At 37.2% G+C, this 21,221-nt stretch carries 17 protein-coding genes, 1 riboswitch and 1 other annotated feature; of the genes, 7 read left to right on the top strand and 10 right to left on the bottom strand.

Annotation, left to right across the window (positions count from 1 at the left end):
* The first annotated feature begins 26 nt into the window (after positions 1-26).
* Genes ACIQ1H_RS00210 through ACIQ1H_RS00200 form a run of 3 tightly spaced genes read left to right on the top strand, consistent with a single transcriptional unit; the run spans position 27 to position 2,778 of the window.
* Positions 27-770, top strand: coding sequence for a sensor histidine kinase (locus tag ACIQ1H_RS00210; protein WP_402885537.1), 744 nt, complete (start codon positions 27-29; stop codon positions 768-770).
* Positions 771-808: 38 nt separating this feature from the next.
* Positions 809-1,507, top strand: coding sequence for a response regulator transcription factor (locus ACIQ1H_RS00205; RefSeq protein ID WP_173477609.1), 699 nt, complete (start codon positions 809-811; stop codon positions 1,505-1,507).
* Positions 1,508-1,512: 5 nt separating this feature from the next.
* Entirely contained in the window at positions 1,513-2,778 is a 1,266-nt protein-coding gene (locus tag ACIQ1H_RS00200; RefSeq protein WP_402885534.1) for a permease, read from the top strand.
* A 384-nt stretch (positions 2,779-3,162) separates the two neighbouring features.
* Here the strand turns inward: ACIQ1H_RS00200 and ACIQ1H_RS00195 are convergent, their stop codons facing one another.
* The 4 genes from ACIQ1H_RS00195 to leuS form a co-directional block, all read right to left on the bottom strand.
* Positions 3,163-4,101, bottom strand: a complete 939-nt coding sequence (locus ACIQ1H_RS00195; protein WP_402885531.1) for a hypothetical protein — start codon at positions 4,099-4,101, stop codon at positions 3,163-3,165.
* Positions 4,088-4,609: a sigma-70 family RNA polymerase sigma factor gene (locus ACIQ1H_RS00190; protein WP_402885529.1), complete on the bottom strand. Its 522-nt coding sequence runs from the start codon at positions 4,607-4,609 to the stop codon at positions 4,088-4,090. The genes ACIQ1H_RS00195 and ACIQ1H_RS00190 overlap by 14 nt, the downstream gene beginning before the upstream one ends.
* A gap of 139 nt (positions 4,610-4,748) precedes the next feature.
* On the bottom strand, positions 4,749-6,500 hold the full coding sequence (locus ACIQ1H_RS23010; RefSeq protein ID WP_483869764.1) for a methyl-accepting chemotaxis protein: 1,752 nt from the start codon (positions 6,498-6,500) through the stop codon (positions 4,749-4,751).
* A 228-nt stretch (positions 6,501-6,728) separates the two neighbouring features.
* The gene (leuS, locus tag ACIQ1H_RS00175) at positions 6,729-9,146 is read right to left on the bottom strand and encodes a leucine--tRNA ligase (RefSeq protein WP_402885526.1); all 2,418 of its coding nucleotides are present in this window, start codon (positions 9,144-9,146) and stop codon (positions 6,729-6,731) included.
* Positions 9,147-9,237: 91 nt separating this feature from the next.
* Positions 9,238-9,451, bottom strand: a binding site (T-box leader).
* Between the two features lie 252 nt (positions 9,452-9,703).
* Between leuS and ACIQ1H_RS00170 the strand changes: the two genes are divergently transcribed.
* Positions 9,704-10,267 carry a transposase gene (locus ACIQ1H_RS00170; RefSeq protein ID WP_402885524.1) on the top strand — a complete coding sequence of 188 codons (564 nt, stop codon included), beginning with the start codon at positions 9,704-9,706 and terminating at the stop codon, positions 10,265-10,267.
* A 44-nt stretch (positions 10,268-10,311) separates the two neighbouring features.
* Here the strand turns inward: ACIQ1H_RS00170 and ACIQ1H_RS00165 are convergent, their stop codons facing one another.
* The 3 genes from ACIQ1H_RS00165 to ACIQ1H_RS00155 all read right to left on the bottom strand — a co-directional run bounded on the left by ACIQ1H_RS00165 (position 10,312) and on the right by ACIQ1H_RS00155 (position 13,858).
* Positions 10,312-12,093, bottom strand: coding sequence for a SulP family inorganic anion transporter (locus ACIQ1H_RS00165; protein ID WP_402885521.1), 1,782 nt, complete (start codon positions 12,091-12,093; stop codon positions 10,312-10,314).
* Between the two features lie 95 nt (positions 12,094-12,188).
* Positions 12,189-12,536 carry an ArsR/SmtB family transcription factor gene (locus ACIQ1H_RS00160; protein WP_173477616.1) on the bottom strand — a complete coding sequence of 116 codons (348 nt, stop codon included), beginning with the start codon at positions 12,534-12,536 and terminating at the stop codon, positions 12,189-12,191.
* A 131-nt stretch (positions 12,537-12,667) separates the two neighbouring features.
* On the bottom strand, positions 12,668-13,858 hold the full coding sequence (locus ACIQ1H_RS00155; protein ID WP_173477617.1) for an MDR family MFS transporter: 1,191 nt from the start codon (positions 13,856-13,858) through the stop codon (positions 12,668-12,670).
* A gap of 294 nt (positions 13,859-14,152) precedes the next feature.
* On the opposite strand from ACIQ1H_RS00155, the gene mnmL reads away from it, so the two are divergent.
* Entirely contained in the window at positions 14,153-15,109 is a 957-nt protein-coding gene (mnmL, locus tag ACIQ1H_RS00150; protein ID WP_173477618.1) for a tRNA modification radical SAM protein MnmL/YtqA, read from the top strand.
* A complete protein-coding gene (mnmM, locus tag ACIQ1H_RS00145) occupies positions 15,106-15,684 on the top strand; it encodes a tRNA 5-(aminomethyl)-2-thiouridylate-methyltransferase MnmM (RefSeq protein ID WP_402885515.1) in 579 nt (192 codons plus the stop codon). The genes mnmL and mnmM overlap by 4 nt, the downstream gene beginning before the upstream one ends.
* A 439-nt stretch (positions 15,685-16,123) precedes the next feature.
* Here the strand turns inward: mnmM and ACIQ1H_RS00140 are convergent, their stop codons facing one another.
* Together ACIQ1H_RS00140 and ACIQ1H_RS00135 are read right to left on the bottom strand one after the other, a co-directional pair.
* On the bottom strand, positions 16,124-17,632 hold the full coding sequence (locus tag ACIQ1H_RS00140) for an alanine/glycine:cation symporter family protein (protein WP_402885512.1): 1,509 nt from the start codon (positions 17,630-17,632) through the stop codon (positions 16,124-16,126).
* Positions 17,633-17,761: 129 nt separating this feature from the next.
* Positions 17,762-18,568 (bottom strand): alpha/beta hydrolase, encoded by an 807-nt coding sequence (locus tag ACIQ1H_RS00135; protein WP_402885509.1) that lies wholly within the window; start codon positions 18,566-18,568, stop codon positions 17,762-17,764.
* 135 nt (positions 18,569-18,703) lie between these two features.
* Here ACIQ1H_RS00135 and ACIQ1H_RS00130 point away from each other — a divergent pair, with 135 nt between their 5' ends.
* Positions 18,704-19,216 (top strand): gamma carbonic anhydrase, encoded by a 513-nt coding sequence (locus ACIQ1H_RS00130; RefSeq protein ID WP_139860748.1) that lies wholly within the window; start codon positions 18,704-18,706, stop codon positions 19,214-19,216.
* Positions 19,217-19,509: 293 nt separating this feature from the next.
* Here ACIQ1H_RS00130 and metK read toward each other — a convergent pair whose 3' ends face one another.
* Positions 19,510-20,706 carry a methionine adenosyltransferase gene (metK, locus tag ACIQ1H_RS00125; protein ID WP_402885506.1) on the bottom strand — a complete coding sequence of 399 codons (1,197 nt, stop codon included), beginning with the start codon at positions 20,704-20,706 and terminating at the stop codon, positions 19,510-19,512.
* 253 nt (positions 20,707-20,959) lie between these two features.
* Positions 20,960-21,078, bottom strand: a riboswitch (SAM riboswitch).
* Positions 21,079-21,221 lie beyond the last annotated feature (143 nt).

The following is a 21,221-nucleotide window of genomic DNA, read 5'->3' as shown; positions in this document are numbered from 1 at the left end:
ACTAAACAGGAGAGGTCATTTTCATTATGTTACAACTAGAAACATTCAACATATATATTCTCCTATGTGTAATCGCTCCAATCATTGGAGCTTTTCTGCTTACATTTATATTTATTTTTGAAAAACAGATTGATAGTCTTGAAGAAGAAAAAAGACATTTGGAGCTAGAGCAGGATTTGCAGCGTGCGAATATACTTCAACTGAATCAGCAAATACAACCACACTTCTTTTTTAATGCTTTAAATTCTTTGTTAAGCCTAGCCCGCATTAATCGTAAAGAAGATTTAGTTGCAGGTATTGAAGCTTTAGCAACGTTTTTTAAATTTAAATATAATGATCACGATGTCTTAATCGCTTTAAAAAACGAGGTCCAATTTGTTGAGAGCTATTTAAATATTCAGCAGCTACGTTTCGGTCATCGTTTAACCGTCAATAAATTTATCGATAATGATGCTCTCTCAGTCAAAATACCGCCGTTTATTTTTCAAACAATTATTGAAAATGCCTTTAAACATGGCTTTGAGAAGCACATCGGACCTGCAGAGCTATCTATTTATATAAAAAAAATGGACAATATATTATTGCTTGAAATAAAAAATACACAGCCAATTGATTCGGCACTTAACCATACTGAAGATGCATTGCAGCAAGGCTATGGACTTGAAAATGTTCAAAAACGTCTCCAACTTATATACGGGCTTGAAAATATTTTATTTTCGACCGTTAGCGAGAAGGAAATTTATACCGTTACTATTCATGTTCCTGCGTAAGCAATAGAAGTAAGTCCTAAAGGAAAGGATGAAGCAACATGAATATATTAATCGCTGATGACGAGCCATTAGAACTAGAACAAATGATTTATTTATTAAAGCCACATTTTCCAAATTGGAAATTTCACACGGCTCTCGATGCTTCTCAAGCATTACAATTAGCAAAAAAGCATCGTATGACCATCGCCTTTTTAGACATCCAAATGCCTGGAAAGGATGGTATAACGTTGAGCAAGGAATTAAAAGATCTTTATGAATTAGATATTATTATGGTCACGGCATTTCAGACCTTTGAATACGCACAAAAAGCTCTACGCATCGGGGTGACGGATTATTTAACAAAGCCAGTTATTGCGAGTGAATTAAATGCTATTGTTGAAAAATATAAAGTGTGGAGTTCCAACCATGATGCCATTCAAAGTGCACTTTCCTATATTCATGAAAATTATTATGAAAAACTTACACTCAATATTATTGCTGAAAAAATTCATTTAAATCCAAGCTATTTAAGCCGTAAATTTTTAGAGGAGCAATCGATTGGCATTAACGAGTATATTAATAATTACCGTTTAGAGATGGCTATAAAAAAGATGAATGACAACATGGAAGCCAGTATGTCTACGATTGCTGAAAGTTGTGGTTTTAATAGTCAGCATTATTTCAGTGTCGCATTTAAGAAAAAATATCATCAGTCGCCACGTCAATACAAAGTATCACAAAAGTATAAAGGGCAGTAAAACATATGTATTTTAAAAAACTTTCACTTCTTGTACCGCTAGCAAGTTTAAGTACGACAGCGGGTGTTATCATATTATTAGCAAGATGGATTAGTGGTAATTTTTTATTATCCTCCCCATCCGCACTTATTTCTTATGGTTTTATGGCGGGTATTTGCTATACAATAGCAACAGCCATTTCGTTTATCGTTCTCGGTTCTTTTTTAAATAACAGCGGCTATTCACAAAGCCAACACCAACAAAGTTTTTTGATGATGAAAATGCATGAAAAACTAAGTGGAATCAATTTAAAAGTCATACGGCTGTTTTACTTGCTTACAGGCATTGAAATTTGGCTCATTCAATTCATTAGTATTAGTGTATTATCAACTATTATGTTCAATATACCAGTGCCAATTACTTTAGCAATGTTTCTAGTTGGCATGTTAGTATTGGACCGTTTCATGTCTTTAAAAGGGATATTATGGCTAGATACGTTATTTATTATACTGTTATTTTCTCTACTCATTTTTATCCCTATTTTTTATTTTGTGCAAAATGGAGCAAGCACTGTTTATGAAGGAATTCGTTTATACCATCCATATTTATTTTACTTTAAAAACAGTGAAATCCTGTTGTTTTATGTTGTCATCCAATTAGCTATTTTAGGACAAGTGCTGTTTGATAAATCGACTTGGTATTTAGTTGCCTTTATTAAACCTAAAAAAGTACGCCGAAGCTTATTTTCTTCAGGTGTCGTTTTAGCTTTATTAACGTTATCCTTTACAGCAATTTTAATGATTGCACTGTATAGTGGCTCATACGGCCAATTTCAAATTTTAGTGCTCACTTTTTTATATGAGGTGCAGCCAGGTTTTCTTACATTTGCTTTTCTTATAATAACGATTTTGGCAATTGTGACTACATTAATTGTAGAAATGCGTGCAACAAAACACTTCTTTTCTACACGTAAACCCTATTATTACTATTTAATAGGCTTAATGGTGCTATTATTTAGTCTATTTTTATCCATTAAAATAACGATTTTAAGCGTAATATATTGCTTTGCCTTTATCCATATTACAATGTTACCGTTTATCATTATTCTACTATTTACAAAGAGAACGATTCATAAGCATAGCTGGTTCGCCATATTGCTCTCTATTATGATTGGTAGTAGCTTGGGCATTCAATTTGGTGTCTTGTATGGTCTAGCCGTAAGCTTTATCATCTCGTGCATCACTCAATTCATGCTTCAGCAGGCGAGTCGTTTGCCAACAGCTGACGATTAGCCTCCGTATACAAATACAAAAAAGATGCTTCGCAAACTAGCGAAACATCTCAGACTGTAGACAAACTCGAAGTTTTTCGAATTTGTCTATAGTCTTTTTTATTTAAAACTAATATAGGGGATGACTACTGCCTTTGATTTCCGCTTCGTGCGGGCGCTTTCCGCGGGCACATCGTAAGCCGCAACCCTCGCTAACGCGCGGTCTGTTGCGTCTTACGTACTGTGCTGTTCCCGCAGGAGTCGCCCGTCCTCCACTCCAATCAACTTTATATGTATTGCTAGCAGTCTACTATAAATTAAGGGGGAATATGCCAATATAAATCGAGTCCGGACAGTATGGTCAAGGTGATAGTAAGAACCCTTTTGCGGACAAGCTTAGATGTTTTTAAACCCAAATGACAAAAGCGATAAATACAATAAACGAAAAAATCGTAGTTGTTAATGCCAAGTAATGCCTTTTTTCATGTCGCCCAAAATAATATTCGATTGCTGTATTAATCAACAATAATATAAAAATAAGCGTAAAATCAGCAGCAATATATATAATCCAACCTTTTAGATTAAATGTAGCAAACGCAATAAAGTTTATGAACTTAAAAATAAAAACCGTGCGTTGATGGTTGTCACTTACATACTTCGGCTCTTTTGGGATGTTAAATTTCCAACGAACCGCCCTATCAGCTACCCAACCTACTAGTATAATAACGCCGATCCATATAAGAAATGCTATAAAGTTAAAGTCAATATCCTGAAAATCAAAGTCTGCAAATGCTAATGTAGCCTCCTCATCATTGACCTTATAAAACTGATTGGTCTTTACATCGAGAAAGGCGATTTGTTCATTATTTTTTAACATTTTTAGCTTAACTGCTTGCCCATTACTAAATTCTATCCAAAAATCTCGCACTACATAATAATCATCCGATTTCTGTGCTACAACTGCCTTCTGAAGTATGCTTTCTAGAAGCTTCGTGTCAGCCCCTTTTAAGTACTCTTGTTGCCCTATAACCCAACCTATTCTACCAGCATTAAATGAATCTTCATCCCAATTTTGTACAATGGACAATTGTTGTATTTCTTCATTTTGTGCTAGTTCAACAATAGAAGCATGCTGAGTATACTCTGTTCGTTGCCACGGTCCACTGGCGATTAAAAAAAGTAGCGTCACAATTGCTGCAACTATAATTGTGGGGTACTGCCAACCGCCATTTTGTTTAGGCTGCTGTTGTTGCTCTGCGCTCTGGACAATACGCTCCTGTAACGCTTTCGTAAAACGTGGTGATTCTCCAATTTCTTTATCCAGCTTCTTTTTAAAAGATGTCATCTCCAAGCACCTCCCAATCGCTTCGTTCGAGTTTGTCTTGTAGCATTTGTCTCGCTCTACGTAACCTTGTTTTCACAGTATTTTCAGTACAACTAAGCACTTCTGCAATTTCACGCACTTTTAATTCCTGATAATAATAAAGAATTAACACTTCCCTATAACTTATGGGTAGCTCAAATAAAGCTGCTTTCAACGTCACTCGTTCATCCGCTTTGATGAGATCTTTTTCTGGAGTCCCTTTACTTACACCAAAATGAAACTTGCCAAATAATTGATGTCGTTTATTTTTCCAACTTCTTAAATAATCATGGCTTTTATGTACTGTAATTTTAACTAAATAGGTTTTAAGCGAAGCTCTTTGCTCAAAGCGGTGCTGTTGCAAGTAATAGGCGAGAAATACATCCTGTACGATTTCTTCTGCAATCGACCAGTCTCGCACATATAAATAAGCCACACGAAGGCAATATTCGCCGTGCTCTTCCATAATGGCTGTTAAATGCTCATTCACTAAAGCCCCCCCTTTACACTCACCCTATAGTCGTAAAATCTTTTAAGATAGTTTCACTAAAATGAAAAAAAGTGCCTATTTTTCAGGCACTTTTTTCTTAAGTATACTTTGCCAATTGTTAAAGTCTCTACGCAAGTCGTTAAATTTTAAAATGATTGATAGCATCGAACATCTTTTTAGAGCTGTTTTCTAGCTCTTCCACGACAGACTCTAAATCATGGACAATCGTCATTTGTTGGTCTGAAGCCTGTGCAACACTTTCTGCACGATTTGCATTCATAATAATGACATTATTCATTTGTTCAGCAGATGCCAATACTTCCTCTGAGCTTGCTGACATTTGCTCAATAATAGCAGAGTTTTCTTGTATTTCTTGGTTGACGCTTTGCACAGCTTGTAAGATCATAACTAATGCTTGGCCAATTTTGCCTACTTCTTCACTACCATCTTTCACACTTGTAGCGCTAGTCTGCATCTCTTCCAATGCCTTTGTTGTCGTAATGCTAAAACTTTGTAATTGATTTTGAATATTTTCAGCTGAAACACGAGACATTTCAGCTAATTTTCTTACTTCATCAGCGACTACGGCAAACCCCTTACCTGCCTCACCTGCACGGGCTGCTTCAATCGCCGCATTTAATGCTAGTAAATTAGTTTGATCTGCAATACTTGTAATAACAGCTACCATTTCTTCAATAGAGCGGAATTGCTTACCCATTTCCGTCACATGATCTGAAGTTGCTAGAACAGATTTCTCAACTTGATGAATTTTAAATACAACATTTTCAGAATCTGCCACTCCCGTTTGTACACGATCCGTAATATCGTTCGATGACTCCGCCACATTCGATGTAGCGTCTGCCATACGTTGAATGCCTGATACCATTTCCTCCATCGCACGAACAACTTCTTCATTGTTAGCACGTTGCTGTTCGCTACCACTTGCAATCGTCACAATACTATTTGCCACTTCACTGTTCGAACTACTCACTGTTCCCGTCGAAGAATGAATATTATCAATGGCTTGTTGTAAATTAAGAGCAGTCCCATGAATCAAATGGAATGTTTCCTTTAATTTATACATGGATTGTGTAAATGCTCTGGCAAAAGCAGAAATTTCATTGTTTCCTGCTACTTTAATTGCATCTAAGCCTTGTTCAGCACTGCGAATATCTCCATCAGCAAATTGCTCTGCTACATCTTTTAAAACAACAAGAGGCTGTAATAAGCGATTTGTATAAAAGCGAATAATACCAATTAAAATTACGCCACCAATTAATAAAATAATAACAATATAAGGAATCGTATGTTTTAACACATCGCTTTGAACAGCCTGCACATCATTTGCCATCATATCTACACCGACAAAGGCAACCGTATTTCCTTCACTATCTTTTAATGGGGTAATAGCTGACATTAGAGACCCGTATGTTTCACTTTTTTGTATAGCTGAATAATAGCCATTTTGATCGATAGCCTTTTGACCATCTTTATATGTAAGAACCTCAGATGGATCCCCCATAGCGCCAGCCATTTCTTCATCTAATGGTAAGCCGTCGACTAAAAATTTCAAATTTTCACCCTCTGTAGGTGGATATAAAACATAAGCATATAAAAGACCATTATGTATACGTAATGTATTTAATTCTTCACGCAAATCTTTATATAACGTTGACTTATCATCATCAGAATCAATTAATTTTTTATATGATTCCACATCTACAAGCGAGGCGATAGTTTGTGCTTTCGATACGCCATCACGACCTATTGCTCCTTCAACTGAATTATTCGTATTCATATATAAAATACCTATCACTAGTCCTACAATAAGGACTACCACAATACTAGCGAACAATAATACCTTATCGCTCAATCTCTGTGATTTTTTCATAAATATTCTCCTTTTCGCATCATTTTCATTACTATATACATAGAGAATTTTAACCTTTATTAACGCCAAAAGATACATATTTTGCTATAAAAATCTAAATTAATATCTTTTTTACCTATGTTTTGTCAAATCATGTCGCATTATCTCCAGACTTACTATTAGAAATTGGCGAAAAAAAACCGTGAAGTACGCTAATGATAAGCGTGAAATCACGGTTCTTCCTTTTATTTATTTAACAACGATATTAACAAGTTTACCTGGAATTACAATAATTTTTACCAAGTCTTTACCCGCCATGTATTCTTGTACTTTTTCATCGGCTAATGCTACTTTTTCAATTTCTTCTTTTGAAGCATCTTTTGCAACGATGATTTTTGCACGCACTTTACCTGCCACTTGTACTGCCACTTCTACTTCATCGTCTACTAGTTTAGACTCATCGTATGCTGGCCATTGCTCGTAAGATAATGTTGCATCATGACCTAACAGCTGCCATAGCTCCTCTGCGACATGTGGTGCAATTGGTGCTAGCATTTTCACAAATCCTTCAGCGTAAGCCGTAGGAAGTACTTCTGCTTTGTAGCAATCATTAATGAATACCATCATTTGTGAAATAGCTGTATTAAAACGAATACCTTCGTAGTCTTCTGTTACTTTTTTCACTGTTTGGTGATATGACTTTTCTAGGAACTTATCGTCTGAATGTTGAACTTTCGCTGATAATGTGCCGTCTTCCTCATTAACAAATAAACGCCAAATACGATCTAAGAATCGACGAGCACCATCTAAGCCATTCGTAGACCATGCAACGGAAGCTTCTAATGGACCCATGAACATTTCATAAAGGCGAAGTGTATCTGCACCGTGAGACTCAATAATCTCATCTGGGTTTACAACATTGCCTTTTGATTTAGACATTTTTTCATTACCTTCACCAAGAATCATGCCTTGGTTAAATAACTTTTGGAATGGCTCTTTCGTGTGAACAACACCTAGGTCATACAGTACTTTGTGCCAGAAGCGTGCGTATAGTAAGTGCAATACTGCATGCTCTGCTCCCCCAATATAAATATCGACTGGTAACCAACGTTTTAATAACTCAGGATCAGCAATCGCTTCTGTATTGTTCGGATCAATATAACGTAAGAAGTACCAGCTAGAACCTGCCCATTGAGGCATTGTATTTGTTTCACGGCGACCTTTCATCCCTGTTTCAGGATTTACAACATTTACCCAATCAGTAATATTAGCTAATGGTGATTCACCTGTTCCTGATGGACGAATATTATCTGTTTTCGGAAGCATTAAAGGTAATTCTGCTTCTGGTACTGGAGTTGTTGTGCCATCTTCCCAGTGAATCATTGGAATTGGCTCTCCCCAATAACGTTGACGAGAGAATAACCAGTCACGTAGACGATAAGATATTTTTTTCTCACCTACACCTTTTTCTTCTAACCATTCAATCGCTTTCGCAATACCATCTGCTTTGTTTAAACCATCAAGGAAGTCCGAGTTAATGTGCTGACCGTCACCTGTGAACGCTTCGTTGTCGATGTCGCCACCTTCAAGCACAGCTACGATGTCTAAGCCAAAATCTTTAGCGAATTCATAATCACGTTCGTCATGGGCAGGAACAGCCATAATAGCACCAGTGCCATACGTAGCTAATACATAATCAGCAATCCAGATCGGCATTTTTTTACCGTTAATAGGATTCACTGCGTACGCTCCAGTAAATACACCTGTTTTTTCTTTAGCTAAATCAGTACGTTCTAAGTCTGATTTCATTTTTACTTTTTCAAGATACGCCTCTACAGCAGCTTGTTGTTCAGCTGTTGTAATTTCAGCCACTAGTTTGTGTTCAGGCGCAAGTACTGTATAAGTAGCACCGAATAACGTATCAGGACGTGTAGTAAATACCGTAAAGTTTTTATCTGTTCCTTCAATGCCAAAAGTTACTTCAGCACCTTCAGAGCGTCCAATCCAGTTACGTTGCATATCTTTAATCGATTCTGGCCAATCAACTTCTTCTAAATCATCGATTAGACGATCCGCATAGGCAGTAATTTTTAGCATCCATTGTTTCATCGGACGACGTTCTACTGGATGTCCTCCACGCTCTGATTTTCCATCAATGACTTCTTCATTGGCAAGCACTGTCCCTAATGCAGGGCACCAGTTTACAGCCACTTCATCTACATACGCTAAGCCTTTTTTATATAATTGAATGAAAATCCATTGTGTCCATTTGTAGTATTCAGGATCAGTTGTGTTAATTTCACGATCCCAATCATAGCTAAATCCTAACTCTTGAATTTGACGCTTAAATGTTGCAATATTTTTTGCTGTAAATTCTGCTGGATCATTTCCTGTATCTAAAGCATATTGCTCTGCAGGTAAACCGAATGCATCCCATCCCATTGGATGTAAAACATTAAAGCCTTGCATACGTTTGAAACGTGAAAGGATATCAGTTGCTGTATACCCTTCTGGATGCCCTACGTGAAGTCCCGCTCCTGATGGATATGGGAACATATCAAGTGCATAAAATTTCGGTTTATCCGTTTCATTTTCTGTTTTGAATGTTTTGTTGACATCCCAATATTGCTGCCACTTTTTTTCAACTTGTTGATGATTAAAGCTCATACTATTTCCTCCTTATATATGTTCAATACCACTTATCGTAAGAATTGACAAAATATTTAAAAAATAAAAAAACTCGCCCCTTCCTTTGTCAGAAAGGGACGAGAGCATTCTTATCTCCCGCGGTACCACCCAAATTAGTGATTACACTCGGCTCAAGCTTCCTTAACGCGGAAATGACGGCACACATAACACTTATGTACGCAGACTCAGTAGGCGAGTTCAATTTGCATCCCTACTAGCTTCCACCAACCGCTAGCTCTCTAAAAAAGAACCACAAATTTACTATTCCTCATCATTGTCTTTACATGTATTGCATTTATTCTAATGGAAAGTGCATAAAAGCACAAGCCTCTTTTTATCGGTGCCTGACACGCACACAATTCTCACACAATTAGCTAAAAAAATTATTTCCTATGCTTTTTTGGATAGCGTTGTAAAATTCCAGCCTTTTTTCGCTAAAAAAATTAAAATATTAGGTATTTTGGTGATTTTTGTACATTTGACGTTATTTATCTTCATTTTTATGCTAAAGAAAACGACAAAGGAGGTAGTATTGTGTGCCAAGAAAAAAACGACTTTGGTCTCCACATCATTATAATCACGTCGTTATGCGTGGTAACAATCGTCAAATGATTTTTTTGAATGTTGCTGATTACGATGCTTTTTTTCGTATACTGCAATATGCTTATCAAAAACACACTTTTAGCATTGTCGCTTATTGCCTTATGTCTAACCACTACCATCTTCTGATTCAGTCAAAGGATGTTCCACTAGGGAAATTGATGGCGATCATTAATTGGCGTTACAGTAATTACTTTAAAAAGAAATATCAATATTGCGGTCATCTGTACGAGAGTCGCTACTTTGCAGATCTTGTTCCCTCACAACTAGATATGCTCAGTGTTAGCCGCTATATCCACCGTAATCCTATTTCAACAGCTCCACCTATTGTTGCGAACATGGAGGATTATCCATATAGCTCCTATCATCACTATAAGCATAATACATCACCAGATTACCCATTTCTTAATACGAGTATTCTCAAAAATTGTATACTTCAAACCTCACAGTTTCACTCTCCATGCTATTGTCAATATTGCGAGGTTCAACAAAACGAGTAATTGTTTTTGCAACACGAACTAAAAAAGCTCCACATGAAAATTCATCATGTGGAGCTTTTATTCAAGCCAACTTCAATTGTCAGAATTTTTTCTGTGCCTGTCACTCGAGGGTCGTTTGAGGAAAGGTCTACGCATTCACGGAAGGCAAAATGTTTGCATCCGTAGCATTTGTTCATATCCAAATCCTTCAATGCCCTGTTGATAGCATCGCCTGTATGTTCATAGAAATTATCTTTTCCAATTTGATCGTATAGACCATTTCGTAACAGTGCCCCTTTTAATTCTTCATGGATACCCGTTACTAACACAGTGCCACCTCGCATTTTGAAGCTTTGAACAATATTGCTAAAATAGGACTCCCCAGTAGAGTCCATAAAAGGCACTTTACTCATACGCAAAATTAAAACTTTTGGATGAGCATGCATTGAATGTAGCAATGTTTGCTCAAATGTTTGTGCTGCACCAAAAAATAACGGTCCTTCAATTGAATAAATACTAATTTGAGGGCAATCATGCTTTTGATTGACAACATGCGGCTGTACTTTGCCATTGTTTTTTGTATGGTCTGGTAAAACCTTATCTACAACCAACTTTTCACTCATTTGTTTAACAAATAACACAACTGCCAAACCAAGTCCTACTTCTACAGCTACCGTTAGGCTAGTGAAAACCGTAAGTAAAAATGTAATCATTAAAACGAGTGAATCTCCTGATTTCGCTTTCACAATATGTGCGAAATGCTTCCGTTCACTCATATTCCACGCAACGACCATCAAAATTGGTGCCATACTAGCTAACGGAATATGCGATGCAAAAGGTGCCAATAACAACAGCGTTACTAATACAAAAACACCATGAATAATACCTGACATCGGGGATGTTGCACCCGTTTTTATATTTGTTGCCGTACGCGCAATGGCCCCTGTAGCAGGAATTCCACCAAATAAAGGTGTAATGATATTCGCTATACCTTGCCCTACTAGCTCACGATTGCTATTATGCTTACTATTTGTCATTCCATCCGCAACGACCGCTGATAAAAGAGATTCAATCCCCCCCAACATAGCGATGACAAATGCTGGCCCTATTAATAATTGCAATCGCTCTAACGTAATTTCAGGTATTTTAATCTCTGGCAATGTATTTGGTATTTGACCGTAAGCTGTAGCAATTGTTGCAACTTGTCCCGAAAAAAAGAAGCTAGCAACAAGCGTCGAAACTATAATGCCTACTAATGGGCCAGGTACTTTCGGAAAAACTTTCGGTGTCACTAGTATCATTACAAGACAAATGATCGCTATGAAAATACTATAATAATTTGTTGTACCGATGTGCAGAAAGAGCTCTTTCATATTTGCGATAAAATATTCATGCCGCGTAATATTGGTCAGCCCTAAAAAATTTGCAATTTGTCCCGTAAAAATAATAACCGCAATACCAGCAGTAAATCCGATCGTTACAGGACGTGGAATAAATTTGATAAGAGTGCCAAGCTTAAAAATGCCCATTAAGCATAGCAAGACACCCGCCATTAACCCTGCAATCAATAGATTTTCATAGCCGTATGATAATACAATTCCTAATAAAATGGGCACAAAAGCACCAGTAGGTCCACCAATTTGATATTTCGAACCACCAAATAGTGAAATCAGTATGCCTGCAATACATGCTGTATAAATACCGTACTCTGGTTTTACACCAGAAGCTATGGCAAATGACATTGCTAAAGGAATTGCAACAATACCAACAATAATTCCAGACAATAAATCCTTTTTAAAATGATCAGCTGAATACCCTTCATACCGCCCCGTAAACAGTGATTTCATACAGTAATCTTCCCTTCGAAATAATAAATTCTTTGAATCCAGACCGTGTTTCTTTCCTACTAGGCTGTTTTCTAAGGGGGAATAAAAATATGACCCTATATCATCTCTTCATCATTTTCACTGACGGTCATTTCTTCTAATCTTGAAATTGTATGAATTAAATGGTTGTTAAAAATGTCTTTGGCAACACGCAGCAACTCAACAATCATCGGATCACTTAAAGAATAGTAAACTTTTTTCCCTTCTTTCGTGCCATACACAATATTTTTTGCCCGTAATACACTTAGTTGCTGTGACACCGCTGAGCCCTCTTTCTCAAGACAACTTTGAATCTCGTTCACACTTTTCTTACCATCCACCAATAATTCAAGAATTCTAATTCGTAACGGGTGTGCTAAAGCTTTAAAAAAATCGGCTTTAAACTGTTGTAAGCCTTCTTCCACGTTAATCCCCCCATTATTATGTTTACATATTCAAATATTTGAATATGTATGATTGTATCTTTTTGTGAGGTTGATTTCAATCGCAAAAATAAAAAGCGAATGATTTACATTCGCTTTACTAAAATTAGTCTTTAATTTTCAGAATTGTTTGCGTGCCTGCCACTTGAAAGTAATGGTCGGTCATACATTAAACATGGGAAGATCCCTATTAATACGATGACAACTAAAATAGAAACAAGCGCAATCATACCAAACTGATCAACCATTATCCCACCAAATAAAGGACCTATCATACGGCCTGCTGTTGCCGCACTATTAATAATTCCTTGGTAGAAACCTTCGCGCCCTTTTGGTGCAAGCTGATTCGCAATGGTCGGTAACGCTGGTGTATAAAACATTTCGCCAAATGTTAATACGACCATTGCAGCTGCAAACATTTTAAAATCTTCAGCAAATGCTATTATTCCAAATGAAGCTGCTATGAGCGTAATACCAAATACTAGCTGTCTTTTTATTTGATGCTCCCAGCGTCTCACAAGTGGCGCGATTAAAGGTTGCCCAACGACAATTAGTAGTCCATTTATAGTCCAAAGTAAACTATATTGTTTTAATCCTAAACCTAAATCCTGCGTATACGATGAAATTGTCGCACTCCATTGTGAATACGCAAGCCAGCATAATACGGAAGAAATACTTAAAATTAATAGCGCGTAAAATGGTGCTTTATTTGTAATGCGTTTACTCTCACTTACTACATTTTTCAGTGCAATATTTTCTGAATCTATTCCTCTAAATGTAATCAACGCGATAAAGAAAAATAAAATATACATTGCTAAATTGACAACAAAGACATAATCAAATTGATAATCTGCAACAATTCCAGCTAATGCGGGACCAACAGCAACCCCAACATTTTGTGCTAAATAAATCGCATTGAATGCTTTACGTCCACCCTCAGGCCAAGCAGCTCCTGCTAGTGCAAACATACCTGGAAATACAATGCCTCCACTAAAACCAAGTACGGTTAAAAACCACACATAATGAGGCCAGCCATGCCAAATCGTTAAGCCGACTAACGAGGCAACTGTTAAAAGAATACCTAGCATAATAGACTTGTAGCCACCAATTCTATCAAATAAATAGCCACCTAAAAGATTCCCTAACACACCTGCAGCTGAATTTAACATTAAAATAAAGCCAGCCATTGCTAGTGACTTTCCTAAGTAGTCATGCATATAAATGGCATTTAAAGGCCATAAAAAAGAGTTGCCCGTCGTGTTCACAAGCATACCGATAATTAAAAACCAAACACTTTTTGGCATATTCTTGACCTCCATTATTTCGTTTCTCTAAATAGCTAGTTTATGCTGAAAAATAAAAAAGTACAAGGAAAATAAATTTACCTTTTCTTCATAAAATATTCCTTTTTTGAATATACATTTTTCTGCATTGCGCTCTGGCTATAACAGAGCTATATGTACTTTCCTCTCAACTAGAAATACAGTGGTTATTTAAGTGAATAAACTTGCAATGCAACTATACTTCCATATAAAAATTCTTATCCATGACGGAACCTGACGCACATGATAAAATATAACGTTAGAGGAGTGAAATACATGACAGAAATAAACTTTCCTTTTCCCACAGAGGGGAAAAGATATTATACATGGAATCGATATTTACGAGATCAGTTCGGCCACAAAGTATTTAAAGTAGCGCTCGATGCAGGCTTTGATTGCCCAAACCGTGATGGTACCGTTGCATTTGGGGGTTGTACATTTTGTAGTGCTGCTGGATCAGGAGACTTTGCGGGTAATAAAGTAGACCCAATTGATGTGCAGTTTGCCGAAATCCGTGACAAAATGCATCAAAAATGGAAAGATGGCAAGTATATGGCTTACTTTCAAGCATATACAAATACCCATGCACCGCTGCCTGTTTTAAAAGAGAAATTTGAAGCAGCATTAGCACAAGAAGGTGTAGTAGGACTTTCAATTGCGACACGTCCAGACTGCCTACCAGATGATGTTGTTGAATATTTAGCTGAACTAAACGAACGTACTTATTTATGGATAGAACTTGGACTTCAAACAGTTCATGAAAAAACAGCAAATCTCATTAATCGTGCACATGATTATGCAACATATGTGGAAGGTGTTGAAAAACTGCGTAAACATGGGATTCGCGTATGTTCTCATATTATTAATGGTCTGCCACTGGAAGACTATGACATGATGATGGAAACTGCCCGCGCGGTTGCTAAGCTCGATGTCCAAGGCATTAAAATTCATTTACTTCACCTTTTAAAAGGGACACCAATGGTCAAACAATATGAAAAAGGCATGCTAGAATTTTTAGACCAGGATGTTTATACAAAATTAGTAGCCGATCAGTTAGAAATCTTGCCACCCCAAATGGTTATTCATCGTATAACAGGTGATGGACCAATCGATTTAATGATTGGACCGATGTGGAGTGTCAATAAATGGGAAGTACTAAATGGGATTGATGCGGAATTAGAACGACGTGGCAGTTGGCAAGGTAAATTTTATAATGCTGAGGTAACAAAATGAAGCTTCAACGAGTTTTACAATATGCTCAGCATTTATTAGAAAACACGATACAAGAAGGCGATACAGTTGTAGATGCCACAGCAGGAAATGGTCACGACACATTATTTTTAGCACAGCTTGTTGGTGATAACGGACAAGTGTATGCTTTTGATGTGCAAAAAAGTGCTGTCGACGCTACTTTGCATCGTCTGCTAGATAACGCGTTAGAGCACCGCGCCCTAGTGCTACATACTGGGCACGAAAATATTACCAAACATGTGCAAAAGCCAGTAGCTGCTGCAATTTTCAATCTTGGCTATTTACCTGGTAGTGATCATGATATCGTGACAAAACCGAATACAACGATACAAGCGATTAAAGATTTACTACAACTCCTTAAAATCGGAGGCTTAATTGTCCTTGTTATCTACCATGGTCATCATGGTGGCAAAGAAGAACGAGACGCGGTTATTGAATTTGTCAGTCATTTACCACAAAAAAATGTACATGTGTTAAAATACGAATTTCTAAACCAACAAAACGATCCACCATTTGTTATTGCCCTAGAAAAAATGAAAGACTTACCTACCGATTAACGCCTGATACAAAAGCCCGAACTTAAAATTTCGGGCTTTTTTCTTTTTCAGAATTATAAAGAATTATGATGGAATACTTTTTAATAAAGAAAATACTGTTTCTATATAACTTTAGCTAGATGTCTTATATGATAGCATTCTACTTATTCATCAAAATCATAGACAAAAGACATTAAACAGGTGACTCCTGATACTTTTGTCAATTTTTTATCCTTTTGATATTGTTCAATTGATTAGAGCTGAGGATTGGATACGAAATGATTGGAGTGAAGGGCGGACGACTCCTGCGGGAACAGCACAGTACGTAAGACGCAACAAACCGCGCGCTATCGAGGGTTGCGGCTTACGATGTGCCCGCGGAAAGCGGCCGCCCGTAGCGGAAATCAACGGCAGCTAAAGGAAAAAGTCCTCTCATTCATGAGAGGACCCTTTTTATCCATTATTTATTTTTTCGTTTATCATTGTATTCAATCCAGAAATCTGCACCTTTAATTCCTAGTTTACGAGGATCAAATACAGGGTCTTTGCCCTCTTTTTTCTGTTTCTCGTAATCTTTTAATGCTAGAATCGCAGGTTTCATAATAATTAAGATAGCTATAACATTAATCCATACCATTAAACCTAAGCCAACATCTCCCATTGCCCATGCAAGGTCCGATGTACGAACCGTTCCATAAAATGTAGCAATTAAAAAGGCAATCTTAGCTATCCAAATAAAAATCTTTTCGGTTTGCCCTGAGAATAAATAGGCCACATTCGTCTCCGCTATATAGTAATACGCCATGATTGTCGTAAATGCAAAGAAGAATAATGCAATCGCTACGAATTCTGAACCAATCCCTGGCAATGAAGTTTCCACTGCATATTGTGTAAACGCAGCACCTTCTTTAATACTTTTCGCAAACGTAATTTGCTCGTCTCCTGTAAGACCGTTTTGATTAAATTCCCCAACGTAAATAAATGGATCTGTACCTTCAGCAGCATTTTCATTTTGAACATTATACATACCTGTAAATAAAATCATAAATGCAGTAGCTGAACAAACTAATAATGTATCAATGTACACAGAAGCCGCTTGCACAATACCTTGTTTAGCGGGATGCGAAACTTCTGCAGCTGCAGCTGGATGCGCTCCAGTTCCTTGACCAGCTTCGTTTGAATAAATCCCACGCTTAACCCCCCAAGCGATTGCTGAACCAATAATACCTCCAAATATTTCCTGTGCACCAAAAGCACTAGAGAAAATTAAAGAAAATACAGCAGGTACTTGAGAAATATTCATGAAAATAATAACTATTGCCATTAAAATATAAGCTAAAGCCATGAACGGTACAACTACTTGTGCAACATTTGCAATCGATTTAACCCCACCGAAAATAATGGCACCTAATAATACAATAATAATTATTCCTGTAATCCAAGGATCCATTCCGAAAGCGTTTTCAACAGCAACAGAAATTGCATTTGATTGAACGCCAGGCATTAATATTAGCATTGCGATTAACGCAGCAATCGCAAAAATTACCGCAAACCACTTTTGCCCCATTCCTTTCTCAATGTAAAAGGCTGGACCACCACGGTATTCGGTATCTTTCTCTTCTTTATAAATTTGTGCTAATGTCGACTCAACATAAGCTGTCGCAGCACCGATGAAGGCAATTGCCCACATCCAAAAAATTGCACCAGGCCCCCCCATTGCGATTGCAGTTGCCGTACCAGCAATATTACCTGTACCTACACGGCCTGATAATGCAATCGACATCGCCTGGAAAGAAGAAATTCCTTTTTCTGATTTTTCTCCTTTAAACATTAAGACGAACATATCCTTAATGAGTCTTACTTGTAGGAACCGTGTAATAATCGAAAAGAATAAACCAATCAATAAAATACCATAAATAAACCACGGTCCCCATAAAATACTGTTCAGAAAACTTACAATACCTTCCATTTTACCCCTCCCAAAATATGAATATTCTTACTTTAAGACATTATAGTATTACATTTTTCTGAAAATTACAACATTATTTTCAAGTTACTATACATCTTATTCAACAATATTTTTCGAAGGGGAAACATTCTATTGAATTATATATCCAATTCTACGCAAAGCATTATTAACAAAATCTCGGATATAGACAAAAATCTCTTCACGCTCTATTTCATGGAATAGATTATGATAGCATTTTGCCCATTCCTTAAATTGGAATTCTGCAAACTCTTGCTGATGTAGCCAATTACGTGTTTGTCTCGTTTCCGTAATACTATCTTTTTCGCCAGTCATAATAAGCATAGGCGTATTCGGAAATTCTGCTTTAGGCATGACGGCTAAATTGCGCATCATTTGCTGGAGTTCGCGATACCACTTCACTGATATAACTGTCTTAAAAGGAAACTCGTCCCTCATTTCATCTCTGCCTTCAATACTGCGCGTTAATTTGTCAAAAGAAATATCATGTGTCATTTTAACACTTGCCGTTAAAGCACTTAAGCTAGTTAATGCATTTGACAACTTACCAGGCTGTAGTTTCAAATGTAGCCAAGGCGAAGTTAAAACAATACCTGCACATTCATATTTTCTCTTATGCATTGTATGCAATAATAACGTTGCTCCTAGTCCATGCCCTATTAAAAACACTGGCAAATCATATGAAAAAGCATTTTCAATTAAATGCCTTGTATATTTGTTATACTCTTTAAAGTCCTCATCATGGACTCGTGATAGTTTTGCATTTGCCCCATGATTTGGTAAATCCCCCATGACTACGTGGAAGCCTTCCATTCTGAGTTTTTCAATAAGCCATGCGTACCAACGGTGATTTTCATAAGCACCGTGAACAATAGCAATCACAGCCTTCGCTTGTCCATCAGCTTCCCATTTCCACATTCACATAGTCCTCCTAAATAAATAGTTACACACTGATTATAACGAAATATTCTCGTCATTATAAAATTATATTTGCATAAAATTGCGCATTTGATACGATAATACTACATCAAAGAAAGAAAAGAGGCGTTTAGCATGATTTATCCGTTTAAAGACAAGACCCCTAATATCGATCCATCGGTATTTATTGCTGACTATGCAACCGTTACTGGTGACGTAACGATTGGTGCCGAAACCACTATTTGGTTTAATACTGTTATTCGAGGCGATGTATCGCCAACAATAATTGGTAAACGAGTAAGCATCCAAGATCTTTGCTGTCTACATCAAAGTCCAAAATATCCATTAATAATCGAAGATGAAGTAACAGTTGGACACCAAGTAACTTTACATAGCTGTACAATTCGAAAAAATGCATTAATAGGTATGGGATCAATCGTGTTGGATGGGGCAGAGATAGGAGAAGGTGCTTTTATTGGTGCGGGTAGTCTTGTACCTCCAGGTAAAGTCATTCCTCCTAATTGCTTAGCATTAGGTCGTCCAGCAAAAGTCGTACGTGAATTAAATGCTGAAGATAAAGAAGACATGGAACGTATCGTTAGAGAATACGCCGAAAAAGGTCAATATTACAAATCTCTTCAAAAATAATGAATGCCCTAAATACGAGGGCTGCCGATATAGGTGTAGGTGCTCTTGTAGAAACACATTTATACAGGATAAAAAATAAATTCGCGATTTCCTTCCAACTGTAAACGGAAAGACGCGAATTTTTTTGCAATCATTTACGCCTATCCATAATTGCCGTCCAGATTTTTTGTATGCTTGACAAGCTCTTCAAAAAATCTGTAACTTGCTTCAGCATTCAAACCCAACTTTTAAACGTGAGGTATGAATGCTGAAGCAAGTTAGAAAGGGGCCATGAAGTAGCCCCTTTCCATTGCTTATAGACCTGCTTTTTCTCTTAAAGCATCTGCCTTGTCCGTATTTTCCCAAGGCACATTTAAATCTGTACGGCCAAAGTGACCATAAGCTGCCGTTTGTTTATAAATTGGGCGACGTAGATCAAGCATTTTAATAATGCCTGCTGGACGTAGATCAAATAGATCGCGAACCCATTTTACGATATCGCTTTCGCTTACTTTTCCTGTACCAAATGTATCTACTGCGATTGATACGGGTTGTGCTACACCAATGGCATAAGCAAGTTGTACTTCAGCACGTTCTGCTAAACCAGCAGCAACAATATTTTTAGCTACATAACGCGCTGCATATGCAGCAGAACGGTCCACTTTTGTAGCATCCTTACCAGAGAATGCTCCACCACCATGACGTGCATAGCCACCGTATGTATCAACGATGATTTTACGTCCTGTAAGACCAGCATCTCCTTTAGGTCCACCAATAACAAAACGACCTGTTGGGTTAATGAAATATTTTGTCTGAGCATCTAATAGCTCATTAGGTACTACAGGAGCTATTACTAACTCTTTTAAATCTGATTGAATTTGCTCTAGTGTCGCTTCTTCATCATGCTGTGTTGAAATAACAATCGTATCGACACGTACTGGGATGTTGTGTTCATCATACTCAATTGTCACCTGTGTTTTACCGTCTGGACGTAAATATGCTAGTTCACCTGATTTACGAACTTCTGTTAAACGACGAGCTAATTTATGCGCTAAACTAATTGGTAAAGGCATTAATTCAGGTGTTTCGTTACAAGCGTAACCAAACATTAATCCTTGGTCACCTGCACCAATTGCTTCAATATCTGCATCAGTCATAGAACCTTCACGCGCTTCTAATGCTTGGTCTACACCTTGGGCAATGTCTGGTGATTGTTCACCAATTGCTACTAGTACTGCTAAGTTTTCAGCATCAAAGCCATATTTACCGCGTGTGTAGCCGATTTCTGCTACAGTATCACGCACGATACCTTTAATATCTACATAAGTAGAAGTAGTGATTTCTCCTGCTACTAGTACTAATCCTGTCGTTACAGTTGTTTCACACGCTACACGTGCATTTGGATCTTCTTTTAAAATGGCATCTAAAATGGCATCCGAAATTTGGTCACAAATTTTGTCAGGATGTCCTTCTGTTACACTCTCTGATGTAAACAATCGACGGTTTGTCATTTGGTTTTCCTCCTATTACTCTTACAAATAGCATTTGCGAAATTAATACGGTACTCATTACCCATGTCAAGTTCGCTCCTGAAGGATAGAACTTTCAAGCCGTTGTTGCTTTTAACATGAGGATTTCGAAAGATCCGTCATTATAATAAGGAAAGAATTGTATATACTTACCTTTACATTCATTATGAAAATAAAAAAATCCTTTTCTCACGTCTTTACATGAGGAAAGGAATAATGACTTCGTAACCTTTCACTCTTATCGTTCAAGGGTTTTCCCCTTGCATCAGGTTGGCACCAGCGCATGTCGTGAAATAGTTCATGCAGGTTGCCGGGTTTCACAGGGCCTGACCCTCCACCAGCTCGGGATAAGAGTATCCGTTCAATTCCTCATCTTACGTAAAAGGTCGAACGTTGTCAATTATTTTATGACTTTTTGTTGAAAGTTAATTAAAACACGAAAATAATTTTTGAATTAGTATAGATTATTAAAGCAATTGTGTTATACTATTTTTGAA

This window comes from Lysinibacillus sp. NPDC097279 (assembly GCF_044761745.1).
Classification (GTDB): domain Bacteria; phylum Bacillota; class Bacilli; order Bacillales_A; family Planococcaceae; genus Lysinibacillus.
This window is presented reverse-complemented; position numbering and strand designations above follow the sequence as displayed.